This is a genomic window from Mammaliicoccus sp. RAM2, from assembly GCF_045897195.1.
Lineage (GTDB): Bacteria > Bacillota > Bacilli > Staphylococcales > Staphylococcaceae > Mammaliicoccus > Mammaliicoccus sciuri.
Map to the genome: position 1 here is coordinate 1 of NZ_JBJNWI010000028.1, position 443 is coordinate 443.

At 39.3% G+C, this 443-nt stretch carries 1 protein-coding gene; it reads left to right on the top strand.

The features are described 5' to 3' along the window. Positions 1-443, top strand: a 443-nt coding sequence (locus ACJTHF_RS14050) for a hypothetical protein (protein ID WP_243561598.1), incomplete at both ends; no start/stop codon positions are given.

Sequence of the window (443 nt, forward strand, 5' to 3'; positions counted from 1 at the left end):
TCAATCTGATAGTAGTTCTGATTCGAACACTAACAGCGGTTCTGACTCTACTACTGACAGTAATTCTGATTTAGATTCGAACTCTGATTCAAATAGCGATTCTGGTTCTAACTCTGACAGCGGCTCTGGTAGTCAATCTGATAGTAGTTCTGATTCAGACACTAACAGCGGTTCTGACTCTACTACTGACAGTAATTCTGATTTAGACTCGAACTCTGATTCAAGTAGTGATTCTGGTTCTAACTCAGACAGCAGCTCAGATAGCCAATCTGATAAAGATTCTGATTCGAACGCTAACAGCGGTTCTGACTCTGATACTGATAGTAGTTCTGATTCAGACTCTAACAGTGATTCTAACTCTGATACTGATAGTACTTCTGATTCGAACTCTGACTCAAATAGCGATTCTGATTCTAATTCAGACAACAACTCAACTTCAGATA